Origin of the sequence: Pseudomonas sp. BTN1, assembly GCF_001907715.1 — a bacterium.
GTDB classification, from domain to species: Bacteria; Pseudomonadota; Gammaproteobacteria; order Pseudomonadales; family Pseudomonadaceae; genus Aquipseudomonas; species Aquipseudomonas paracarnis.
Map to the genome: position 1 here is coordinate 24,940 of NZ_MPBM01000014.1, position 10,830 is coordinate 35,769.

General features: G+C 61.0%; 10 protein-coding genes. 4 read left to right on the forward strand and 6 right to left on the reverse strand.

What is annotated here, in order from left to right; translation table 11 throughout:
• Positions 1-121: 121 nt before the first annotated feature.
• On the forward strand, positions 122-1,045 hold the full coding sequence (locus BMH52_RS05635) for an AraC family transcriptional regulator (RefSeq protein WP_073843132.1): 924 nt from the start codon (positions 122-124) through the stop codon (positions 1,043-1,045).
• Here the strand turns inward: BMH52_RS05635 and BMH52_RS05640 are convergent.
• Both BMH52_RS05640 and proP read right to left on the reverse strand, forming a co-directional pair.
• Complete coding sequence (locus tag BMH52_RS05640) at positions 1,020-1,526, reverse strand: GAF domain-containing protein (protein WP_014718645.1); 507 nt, start codon at positions 1,524-1,526, stop codon at positions 1,020-1,022. The genes BMH52_RS05635 and BMH52_RS05640 overlap by 26 nt on opposite strands.
• Positions 1,527-1,579: 53 nt before the next feature.
• The gene (gene proP / locus BMH52_RS05645) at positions 1,580-3,082 is read right to left on the reverse strand and encodes a glycine betaine/L-proline transporter ProP (protein ID WP_014718644.1); all 1,503 of its coding nucleotides are present in this window, start codon (positions 3,080-3,082) and stop codon (positions 1,580-1,582) included.
• Positions 3,083-3,526: 444 nt separating this feature from the next.
• On the opposite strand from proP, the gene BMH52_RS05650 reads away from it, so the two are divergent.
• Together BMH52_RS05650 and BMH52_RS05655 are read left to right on the forward strand one after the other, a co-directional pair.
• Entirely contained in the window at positions 3,527-4,057 is a 531-nt protein-coding gene (locus BMH52_RS05650; RefSeq protein ID WP_072434658.1) for a GNAT family N-acetyltransferase, read from the forward strand.
• A gap of 143 nt (positions 4,058-4,200) precedes the next feature.
• Entirely contained in the window at positions 4,201-5,604 is a 1,404-nt protein-coding gene (locus BMH52_RS05655) for an MFS transporter (RefSeq protein ID WP_073843134.1), read from the forward strand.
• On the opposite strand, the gene BMH52_RS05660 is transcribed toward BMH52_RS05655, so the two are convergent.
• Entirely contained in the window at positions 5,591-6,436 is an 846-nt protein-coding gene (locus BMH52_RS05660; RefSeq protein WP_072434656.1) for an alpha/beta fold hydrolase, read from the reverse strand. The genes BMH52_RS05655 and BMH52_RS05660 overlap by 14 nt on opposite strands.
• Complete coding sequence (locus BMH52_RS05665) at positions 6,433-7,416, reverse strand: DMT family transporter (RefSeq protein ID WP_073843136.1); 984 nt, start codon at positions 7,414-7,416, stop codon at positions 6,433-6,435. Before BMH52_RS05665 ends, BMH52_RS05660 begins: the two co-directional genes overlap by 4 nt.
• Before the next feature lie 92 nt (positions 7,417-7,508).
• Here BMH52_RS05665 and BMH52_RS05670 point away from each other — a divergent pair, with 92 nt between their 5' ends.
• Positions 7,509-8,417 (forward strand): LysR substrate-binding domain-containing protein, encoded by a 909-nt coding sequence (locus tag BMH52_RS05670; protein WP_073843138.1) that lies wholly within the window; start codon positions 7,509-7,511, stop codon positions 8,415-8,417.
• 30 nt (positions 8,418-8,447) lie between these two features.
• Here the strand turns inward: BMH52_RS05670 and BMH52_RS05675 are convergent, their stop codons facing one another.
• Positions 8,448-9,740 (reverse strand): sorbosone dehydrogenase family protein, encoded by a 1,293-nt coding sequence (locus BMH52_RS05675; RefSeq protein WP_014718638.1) that lies wholly within the window; start codon positions 9,738-9,740, stop codon positions 8,448-8,450.
• Positions 9,737-10,162: a DUF2231 domain-containing protein gene (locus tag BMH52_RS05680; protein ID WP_032902939.1), complete on the reverse strand. Its 426-nt coding sequence runs from the start codon at positions 10,160-10,162 to the stop codon at positions 9,737-9,739. Before BMH52_RS05680 ends, BMH52_RS05675 begins: the two co-directional genes overlap by 4 nt.
• Positions 10,163-10,830 lie beyond the last annotated feature (668 nt).

Genomic DNA, 10,830 nt, shown 5'->3' on the forward strand with positions numbered 1-10,830 from the left:
GGCAGGGCTTCTGTAGTGCATTTGAGTGGATTACTTGCCTGATCCTCTGAGTTTCAGCGCCAGATGACGACGCCCGTGACTTGCGCGGGTAAAGTGCAATGAAGCATTGAAAGGGTCTGTCATGACGTCCACTCCCGCCCCACTGAACGCGCTGATCCAGTCGATTGGTTCGCGCACCCCGTCGCCCGGCGACTACGCCATGCCGATCCCCGGCCTGGGCTTTTATCGGCGTGAGCAACCCGCTGCGCCGGTGGTGTGCATGGTTGAGCCGTGCATCGTGCTGGTGGCCCAGGGCGAGAAGCAGTTGTGGGTCGGCGGCGAGGGCTACCCCTACGACACGTCCCGGTTCCTGGTGACGTCGCTGGACATTCCGGCCAATTCCGAGGTGCTGGCGGCCAGCCCCGAGCAGCCGTGCCTGGGGCTGACGTTCAAGCTGGACCTGCGCATGCTCGCCGAGCTGATCGCCCAGGGTGGCTTGCCACCGGTGCGTGAGCGCGCGGTCATGAAGGGCGTGGGGATCGGCACGGTCACCGACGGCATGCTGGCCGCATTCGCGCGCCTAGTGGCGTTGCTGGATGAACCCGAGGCTATCCCGGTACTCGCGCCATTGATCCAGCGCGAGATTCATTACCGGCTATTGAAAAGCGACCAGGCCGGCCGACTGCGCCAGATCTGCTCGGTGGACGGGCAGGGCTATCGAATTGCCAAGGTGATCGACTGGCTGAAGTTGAATTTCGACGCGGCCCTGCGTGTGGAAGAGCTGGCAGCGCGGGTGCAAATGAGCGCGGCGACCTTTCACCATCACTTCCGGCAACTGACCGCGATGAGCCCGCTGCAATACCAGAAATGGCTGCGTCTGAATGAAGCACGACGATTGATGTTGAACGAGCACCAGGATGTCTCCAGTGCCGCGTTCAAAGTCGGGTATGAGAGCCCGTCGCAATTCAGCCGTGAGTACAGCCGGCTGTTCGGGGTGCCGCCCAAGCGTGATATGGCAGCACTGCGGGGCCGGGCGGGTGTCAGTGATCCGCCGGGGTCAGATTAGCGTAGAAGATGCAGCCGATAAGCCGTGCGAACAGGCTCAGGGTTTCCGGCAGGTTCGGGTCGTCGAACAGCATGGCCCGTGAGTCCAGCGCACACAGCGCCCCGAACAGGCGGCCATCGGGCAGAAAGATCGGCGCACCGGCGTAGCTTTCGATGGCGTATTGCTTGACCACCGGGCGTGACGCGAAACGGCCGTTCTGGCTGATCTGGGGGACGAACAGGGTGTGTGGGTTGATGCAGAACTCACTGCACAGGGTGGTTTCCAGGTCGAGTACGTCGTCGACGTTGATGCCCATTTGTAGCGGGTCGTAGGCCGAACACACCACCCATTCCTGGTCGGTGAACTTGGCGATGCCGGCGAATCTCATCCCGGTCAGACGAGTGACCAGCTTGAGGATATTGGTGGTTGCTTCAATTTCGGCAATGGCGGCGCGCTCGTCTGCGCTGAGTAACCTGTGTGCGGCGGTGACGCTTGAAACCATGCTGAACGCTCCAATGGCGTGGTCGCAGGCCGCGACCACGCACAGTCAAGTTATTAGTTGATGCGCGGGTGTTGCTGTACCAGGTTTTCCCGCTTGGTTTGCAGCGCGGCAATCTCGGCATCGATGTCTTCGATTTTCTGCTCGATATTGTCGTGATGCTCCTGCAGCAGCTCCTTGGCTTCTTCCATGTCGGAAGCCGCCGGGGCCGCGCCACGCAGGGGCTTGTTGGCGGTTTCCTTCATGGTCAGGCCCGTGATCAGGCCAACCACCGCAAACACCATCAGGTAATAGGCGGGCATGTACAGGTCGTTGGTGCTCTCCACCAGCCAGGCCACGGCGGTCGGCGTAACACCGGCGATCAGTACCGAGACGTTGAAGGCGCTAGCCAGGGCGCTGTAGCGCAGGTGGGTGGGGAACATTGCCGGCAAGGTCGACGCCATCACACCGATAAAGAAGTTCAGCACCACCGCCAGAATCAACAGACCGCCGAAAATCAGGCCGGTCTTGCCGCTGGTGATCAGCATGAAGGCCGGAATCGACAGGAACAGCAGGCCGATGCTGCCGGCGATGATGAACGGCTTGCGGCCGATCTTGTCGCTGACAAAACCAATGAACGGCTGCACGAACAACATGCCGACCATGATCGCAATGATGATCAGCACGCCGCTGTTTTCGGCATAGTGCAGGTTGTGGGACAGGTAGCTCGGCATGTAGGTGAGCAGCATGTAGTAGGTCACGTTGGTGGCCGCGACGATACCAATGCAGGTCAGCAGGCTGCGCCAATGCTTGGTGGCGATTTCCTTGAACGAGACTTTGGGGCCGTGGCTCAGGCCTTCGCGGTCACCCTGTTCGAGTTTGTCGACATGCTGTTGAAACGCCGGGGTCTCTTCCAGCGCGTGGCGCAGGTACAGGCCGATGATGCCCAGGGGCAGGGCGAGGAAGAACGGCAAGCGCCAGCCCCAGGCCTCGAATTCTGCTTCACCGAGCACGGTGGAGATCAACACCACCACACCCGCGCCGAGCACGAAACCGGCGATGGAGCCGAAGTCCAGCCAACTGCCAAGGAAACCGCGCTTGCGGTCCGGAGCATATTCAGCCACGAAAATCGACGCGCCGGTGTACTCACCGCCCACCGAGAAACCCTGGGCCATTTTGCACAGCAGCAACAGGATCGGGGCCCAGATGCCAATGGAGGCATAGCCGGGGATCAAGCCAATGGCGAACGTGCTCAGAGACATGATCACGATGGTGGCGGCCAGGACTTTTTGCCGCCCGTACTTATCGCCCAGTGCGCCGAAGAACAGGCCGCCCAGCGGGCGAATCAGGAAAGGTACGGAGAAGGTGGCCAGTGCTGCGATCATCTGCACGCTGGGGGAAGCGTCGGGGAAGAACACCTTGCCCAGCACATAGGCGACAAAGCCATAGACGCCAAAGTCGAACCATTCCATGGCATTGCCAAGTGCGGCGGCGGTGATCGCCTTGCGCATCTTGTTGTCGTCGACAATGGTGATGTCTTTCAATCCGATGGGTTTGACGCGTTTTTTACGTAGTTTCATGCGGGCCACTCAAGAGCTGAACAGGGGAGGTGCCATCGCTACGATGGCACCGCTCTGTCAGTTCAGATACAAGTGGACACGAAATAATTCACCGCTTTGTGTATTTTTTCTCACGGGGGTAAAAATGCCGGGTTCTGGAGGCCGAAGCATGGCTATTGGCAAAACAGATCAAATGTGGGAGCTGGCTTGCCTGCGAAAACGGTGGTTCAGTCATAGATTCAGTGACTGACACACCGCCTTCGCGAGCAAGCCCGCTCCCACAGGGGATTTGTGCCAGGCGCATAACCGATGTGGGAGTTGTCGAGCCCCGGCGAGGCTACGAAGGCGGCGGTACTGTTGGCATTTGTGTTGCCTGAACTGTCGCCATCGCGGCCTCGCTAAAGCTCGAGCGCTCCCACGGGGGAATTGTCATTGTCAGTCAGGCAAAGCAGGGAAGTCATTCATATGCCATGCAGCTATTCACGCCTTACCTACCGCCAACCACGGGCCGCAGACGTTCAGCGATTGTTCGCGATCTTCGGCGATCCACAGACCAACTTGTTCAATCCTGCCGGCCCGCTGCCCAACCTGGATGCGGCACAACGGCTATTGGATCACTGGATTCAACAGTGGGCCTCCCACGGTTACGGCTGGTGGGCGATTGCCTGCAAAGAGAGCCCCGAGCACATCATCGGGTTTGGCGGCATTGCGCCACTTAACTACCTGACGCAGCAGCGCATCAACCTTGGCTATCGCCTGGCCGTCGAGGCCTGGGGGCAGGGGTATGCCACTGAACTGGGGAGGGATGCCCTGGCGCTGGCGTTTGACACGCTATCTCTACCGGAAGTCTTCGGGTTAGTGCGACCCGATCATGCTGCGTCGATCCGCGTATTGGAGAAGCTCGGCATGCAACGTTTTGGCCTGCTGGATGATGTACCCGGCCAAGCGCCCAGCCTGGTGCTCAGGGTTTGTCATCCTACAACTGCACAAGCCTGACATTTTCCTATTCCGCGTAAATCCTCGATAAGCGGCAATCTTTGCGATTGACACTGCGTGGGCGTCTCGCTATAAAACTCTCAGTTGTACGACGACATATGACGTTACATATGTCCTACCTAACAAAAATAAAAAGTGATGCCATGAATCTGAACGAGCCCATCAGTGCCCTTCGTGTCGGCCAGGCGGTCGGCAGCTATCGCTGGACGATCTGCGCGATGTTGTTTTTCGCGACCACGGTCAATTACCTCGACCGTCAGGTGCTCAGCCTGTTGGCACCACAACTGTCGACGCAGTTTGGCTGGAGCAACACCGACTACGCCAACATCGCGGCGGTGTTCCAGTTCGTCTACGCCATTTCCATGCTGTTTGCTGGGCGCTTCGTCGACAGGATCGGCACCAAGGCCGCCTATGTGGTAGCCATTGGTATCTGGTCCACCGGCGCGATCATGCATGCGTTTGCGGTGCCGATGGGCGAGGGTATCGCAGCCGTCAGTGGTGCCATTGGCCTGGCGGTGATCCCGGTGTCGATCGCCGGCTTCATGATGTCGCGGGCGGTGTTGGCGATTGGCGAAGCGGGTAACTTCCCGATCGCGATCAAGGCCACTGCCGAATATTTCCCCAAGAAAGAACGCTCCCTGGCCACCGGTATCTTCAATTCCGGCGCCAACGTCGGCGCGATCCTGGCGCCGATCTGTGTCCCTCTGATTGCCGGCCTGTGGGGTTGGGAGGCGGCGTTTATGGTCATCGGCATGCTGGGTTTTGTCTGGGTAGCCGTGTGGGCCGCCGTTTACGAAAAACCGGAGCAGCAAAAACGCCTGTCACCTGAGGAACTCGCCTACATCCGCAGCGACCAGACCGTACAACCGTTTACCCCGGCACCGACGGGCACCGCAGAAAAGAAAGTCTCCTGGTTCAAACTGTTGACCTACCGCCAGACCTGGGCGTTTGCCTTCGGCAAGTTCATGACCGACGGCGTGTGGTGGTTTTTCCTGTTCTGGCTGCCCACTTACCTGTCTGCCCAATACGGCATGAAAGGCGCCGATATCGTGATGCCGCTGGCGGTGCTGTACAGCATGACCATGGTCGGCAGTATTGGCGGCGGCTGGTTCCCCAGCTACTTCATGGCGCGCGGCGATGCCCCCTATGACGGGCGCATGAAAGCGATGCTGGTGATTGCGCTGTTCCCGCTCGTGGTGTTGCTGGCGCAGTCGTTGGGTTACCTCAGCTTCTGGGTGCCGGTGCTGCTGATCGGTGTGGGCGCTTCGGCACACCAGGCGTGGTCATGCAACATTTTCACCACCGTGTCCGACATGTTCCCGCAGAAAACCGTGGCCTCGGTGGTCGGCATTGGCGGCATGGCCGGTGGCCTGGGCGGCGTGCTCATGACCAAGATCGGCGGCTGGGTGTTCGACTATTACAAGTCCATCAACGACATCCATACCGGCTACATGATCATGTTTGCCATCTGCGCCCTGGCTTACCTGGTGGCCTGGAGCGTGATGAAGACGCTGGTGCCGCGCCACAAGGAAATCACTGACCTGTAACGCCGCCTAGAAAGGTCATCAAGGCAGCGGTGATGACCTCGGGCGCATCCTCTTGCACCAGATGCCCCGCACGCGGGACGCGCAGGTAGCGTGCACCTAATCTACCTGCGAGCGCGTCGCCCTGTGCCACGTTGATCCATTGGTCTTCTTCGCCCCAGAGCAGTTGCACCGGGCAACGCAGCTCGGCGAGCCGCTCTTCAATCTGGTCGGTATAGCGCTGGTCCATCTGGGCAATCTGACGATAGAAGGCGGGCTGGCCAATCTCGCCTGTCCAGGGCGTGACGTAGGCGAGCAGCACCTCGGCAGGTAGCGGCGTGAAGGCGGCGCCCTGTAGATAGGCACGCACAATCGCCTCATGGATATAGGCCGGCGCTTCGCTGAAGGCCTGTTCATGGCGGCGCACATGCTGCACCAGCGGCGAACCCCAGGGCGCCATGGCGACGGGGTCGATCAAGGTCAGGCTGGCATAGTCGCAGCCATCGAGCAGATGCGCACGCAGCGCCGTGGCGCCGCCAAAATCATGGGCCAGCACATGGGGGCGTTCCAGGCCCCAATGGTGTAGCAGGGCGGCGAGCAACAGGTTTTGCACGCCCAGAGACACGTCCTGGCCCGGCGCCTGTTCAGACTGCCCATAGCCAAGCAGGTCGTAATAGAACACGCGGTACTGCTGGGCAAACAAGGGCGCGATACGCCGCCACACATGGGAAGAGAACGGCGTGCCATGCACCATCACCAGCGCCGGCCCCTGGGTACCCAGCTGGCCCCAGCGCACAGTTTGATTGCGAAAGTCAAAGGTGTGGGGCAGTGCCAGTGCGTCGTTTGAATGGGTCATGGTTGAATCTCCCCGAAGGTCTGATGGGTTGTGGCGGGTTTTGCCTGCGCCAGGAGGATACGAACCGCCATGACCACGCCGACGAGCACGGCAGCCAGGCCCACGGCTTCCATTGGCGTCGGCCAGCGCCGGTGAAAGCCTAGACCGAGCAGGCTGGCGAAGAGTGATTCCAGGGCAATCAATTGGCCACTCAGTACCATGGGCAGGCGCTGCGTTGCCGCGTTCCAGGCCCAGGCGCCGACCACCGTAGACATCACCGCGATGCCCAGGCTCCAGGCATACAGCGGCCATGCCTGGTTCCAGCCCGCGCCAAGGGTCGGCAACCGGAACAAGCCCAGCGTGTATAGCCACGGCAGCAGGCACAGCGCCGCGCCGCCTGCGCCTACCAGCATCAAGGCGGTCCACAGGTCGGTTGCGCGGGCAGGCAGGCGTGCCAGTTGCTGTTGATTGATGACGCTGAAGCCCAGCCACAAGGCCACTGCGCCCAGGGAGAAACACAACCCCGGCAGCCAGGAACCGGTGCCGGAGGCGGGCAGGTGGAGGCTGCTGACTGTCGCCAGCAACAGCCCCACAGTGAGGCAGGACAACGGCATCACCAACTGGCGCCATTGCAGGGTCTTGTGACTGGCGTTGCCTATCAACGCCAGTAGCACCGGGACCATGCCGACAAACGCTGGCGTCAGCACCGGGCCGCCGAACATCACACCGCCAGCAATGCACACGCCATAACCGAGGCAACCCAGTGCGCCCAGTGCTGCGGCGAGCAGGCACTGGCCGCAGCTGAGTGCACTCAATTGCGCCCTGCACACCATCATCCAGGCGATGCCCAGCCCACCGGCCATCAGGAACCGTACGGCCATCAAGTCGTAGAGGCTGTAGACGCCGGTGACGTAGGGCGCAATGAAGTTCAGCGCCCAGCCCAGGGTGGCGACAACGGCCAATATCACACCGGTAAAGAGTGAGGCGCGGGCGGTGGTCATCAGGCTGCTCCATGAAGTGAGGGAGTCATGGTGCCCAGCGCGGCGGGTGTGCTACAAACGAGTTTTCAGCCTTGGATGCATAACCACAGATTATGAATGCACTTGGCAAAACCTTACCGCCGCTGGCCAGTTTGTTGCCGTTTGAAGCGGCGGCGCGCCTGGAGAGTTTCTCCAAGGCGGCCGATGAATTGCACCTCACCCAGGCCGCTATCAGTCGGCAGATTCGCGGGCTGGAGGACAACCTGGGGGTCAAGCTGTTTTGTCGGCGCAACCGTGGGGTGTTCCTGACGCAAGAAGGGCGTGAGCTGGGGCGGGTGGTCAGCCAGGCCTTGCACAGCATCAGTGAGGGCGCGGTCAGCCTGAGAACATCGCCCCAGCGCAATCGCGTGGTACTGCTATGCCAGCTATGCGAGGCGTTCTATTGGTTGATGCCGCGTCTGGCGACCTTCCACCAGCAATACCCGCAGATCGAGATCCAGGTGGTGACCTGTACGCGGCCGATCACCCAGTTCGACGGGCATTTCGATGTGGCCCTGCAAAGTACCCGGCGCGCCAGTGGCAGCCATACGTTGATGTTCACCGCCTCCGACGAGGTGTTCCCGGTGTGCAGCCCCGGCTACCTCTGCCCGGAAAAGCCGTTAGCGCTGACTGAATTACAGCCCTGTACATTTCTGCACCACAGCTCCGAGCCGCCGCACTTGATGGAATGGGATGAGTGGCTGCAGATGTTCGGCCACACGTTGCCCAGGGATGCGCGCAGTGCCACCTTCGACAGTTACCCGCTGATGTTGCAAGCTGCCGTGGAAGGGCACGGTATCGCCATGGGTTGGCGTCGTACCGCAAGCCGGCTGATAGAGAGTGGGGCGCTGGTGCGGCCCTGCGCAGAAAGCGTGTTTTTGCCCGAGGCTATTTCGGTCTACAGGCAGCAAGGGACGGGCAGTCGGGAGGAGATTACGGCGTTGTTGGCCTGGCTTGACGCACAATTGCAGAGTGACGGCTGACAGGGGCGTCGCAGCCCCTGTCATCTGCGGTTATTGGTTACGCGTGACGCGCCAAATCGTATTGGCCAAGTCGTCGGCAATGATCAGCGCGCCTTTGGGGTCCACCGTCACCCCCACTGGACGCCCACGGGTCTTGCCGTCGTCGCCGCGGAAGCCGGTGGCAAAGTCGATGGGCTCGCCCGCCGGTTTGCCGTTGCTGAACGGCACGAAGATCACCTTGTAGCCCACTGGGTTGTCACGGTTCCAACTACCGTGCTCGCCGACAAACGCGCCGTCAGCGAATTTTTCACCCATGGCAGGGATGGAGAAATCCACGCCCAACGCGGCCACATGGGAGCCCAGGCTGTAATCGGGTTTGATCGCCGCAGCCACCTTGGCCGGGTTTTGCGGTTGTGCGCGGGGGTCGACGTTCTGGCCCCAGTAGCTGTAGGGCCAGCCGTAGAAGGCACCTTCACGCACCGATGTCAGGTAGTCTGGCACCAGGTCGGGGCCGAGTTCATCGCGCTCGTTGACCACGGTCCACAGTTGCCCTGAGCCCGGTTGGATGGTCAGCGCCGTCGGATTGCGCAGGCCTGTAGCGTAGGGCTTATGCGCACCGGTGGCGGCATCGATCTGCCAGACCATTGCGCGGTCGATCTCCACTTCCATGCCGCGTTCGGTGATGTTGCTGTTGGAACCGATGCCCACATACAGCTGACGCCCGTCGTCACTGACGGCCAATGACTTGGTCCAGTGATGGTTGATCTGCGCCGGCAGGTCGGTGACTTTGACGGGCGGGGCGCTGGCCTTGGTCTGGCCGTCGGCGTAGTCAAAGCGCACCAGTGCGTCTTGGTTGGCCACATACAGTTTGCCGTCGGCGAATGCCAGCCCGTAGGGAGCGTTGAGGTTGTCGGCGAATACCGTCTTGAGTTCATAGGTGCCGTCACCGTCGGCGTCACGCAGCAGCGTAATGCGGTTGCCGCCCTTGACCTTGGTGTTGCCCTGGGCCTTGATCACACTGGCGATCACGTCCTTGGGCTTGAGCTTGGCCGCACTGCCGCCACGGCCTTCGGCCACCAGGATATCGCCGTTGGGCAGCACCAGGGTCTGGCGCGGGATCGCAAGGTCGGTGGCGATGGCGGTGACGCTGTAGCCTTCGGGTACCTTGGGCTTTTGATCGCCCCACGGCGTGGGCTCGGCAATCTTCATGCTCGGCAACAGGCTGCTTTGTTGTTCGGGCAGCTTGGGGTCAGGGCCGCGTGCCTGGGTCTTGTCACCTTCGCCGCCACAGGCACTCAGCAACAGGGCGGCGCTGAGCAGGGTCAGTGTGTTGAGTGGTTTCATCGGGCAGCTCCTGAGCGCAGGTTGGTCAAGCCAATCCAGGTGGCGACAAGCGCCAGCACGGTGACAATCGCCGACAGCACCAAGCCGGTGGGCATCATGGCGTAGGCGTCCTTGGCATGCTGGAAGGCATTGACCAAGCCAAGCACCCAAGTGCCCAGCAACAGCAGGAAGTACGCCACCGGGCGCCCGCCCTTGTGTTCGGCACGCACCAAGTTGACCAGCGCAAACAGCAGGGCAAAACCACAGAACACCAAGGCTCCTGCGATAAGCCAGGAGGCGAAATTGGCCCACTGAATCTGGTAGGTCTGGCCGTAGGCGATATCACTGAGCAAGGCCCCGAGAAACAACGGCACGGTGCCGGCAAGCAAAGTCCCGTGCAACGGCCCAGGCCTGACGACGGGGTAAGTGGAGAGGGTAGTCATGTTGGTGGCGGCTCCTTATCGTTCTGCACCCTGGGCTCAGGGCGCGCTGACTTCGCATAGGAAAGGAGCATGGCATTTGCAAGAAAGTTCACTGGGAGGGCTTGTCGAGGTGTGTTTCGATCCGGCGTTCCCCTGCATATGCATAGGTATCTACACAATTTTGGTGCGACGCTGAACCTGTGGCGAGGGAGCTTGCTCCCGTGACGGCCTGACAGCCGGCGTCGATCTAACTAACGCGCCGCGATTCAAATGTGGGAGCTGGCTTGCCTGCGAAGGCGGCCTGACAGTCAACACAGTTGGACCGTGTACATATCCATTCCTGCGGTAACGGCCACTTAGGGTTCCGCTTTTACAGCGGGTCACTTTTGGAAGGACCCAAAAGTAACCAAAAGGTCCTCGCCCCACCACTCGGCACCTCGCTTAGGCTCGGTGTGCCCGTAATCCGCCAGTGATTTGGGGGGCCGCCGCCACGCGCCATCCATGGCGCGGGGCGGCTAAACCGGCATCCCTGCCGGTTTACCCCCCAAATCCCTGTCGAATTCCGGCCAGCGTGGTTTAACGGGGCGCCTAAGATCAAGATCAAAAGCAGATCAAGATCAAGAGCGGCTCGCTTCGCATCGTGGTTACCGTTGCGCCCTACAGCGTTGTGTAGATACTATGCCAGCATA

Bases quoted from the DNA above. Each gene is read 5' to 3' on its own strand.
- BMH52_RS05635 (WP_073843132.1), top strand. From the start codon at position 122: ATGACGTCCACTCCCGCCCCACTGAACGCGCTGATCCAGTCGATTGGT.
- BMH52_RS05665 (WP_073843136.1), bottom strand. From the start codon at position 7,416: ATGACCACCGCCCGCGCCTCACTCTTTACCGGTGTGATATTGGCCGTT.
- BMH52_RS05640 (WP_014718645.1), bottom strand. From the start codon at position 1,526: ATGGTTTCAAGCGTCACCGCCGCACACAGGTTACTCAGCGCAGACGAG.
- proP (WP_014718644.1), bottom strand. From the start codon at position 3,082: ATGAAACTACGTAAAAAACGCGTCAAACCCATCGGATTGAAAGACATC.
- BMH52_RS05675 (WP_014718638.1), bottom strand. From the start codon at position 9,740: ATGAAACCACTCAACACACTGACCCTGCTCAGCGCCGCCCTGTTGCTG.
- BMH52_RS05660 (WP_072434656.1), bottom strand. From the start codon at position 6,436: ATGACCCATTCAAACGACGCACTGGCACTGCCCCACACCTTTGACTTT.
- BMH52_RS05680 (WP_032902939.1), bottom strand. From the start codon at position 10,162: ATGACTACCCTCTCCACTTACCCCGTCGTCAGGCCTGGGCCGTTGCAC.
- BMH52_RS05670 (WP_073843138.1), top strand. From the start codon at position 7,509: ATGAATGCACTTGGCAAAACCTTACCGCCGCTGGCCAGTTTGTTGCCG.
- BMH52_RS05650 (WP_072434658.1), top strand. From the start codon at position 3,527: ATGCCATGCAGCTATTCACGCCTTACCTACCGCCAACCACGGGCCGCA.
- BMH52_RS05655 (WP_073843134.1), top strand. From the start codon at position 4,201: ATGAATCTGAACGAGCCCATCAGTGCCCTTCGTGTCGGCCAGGCGGTC.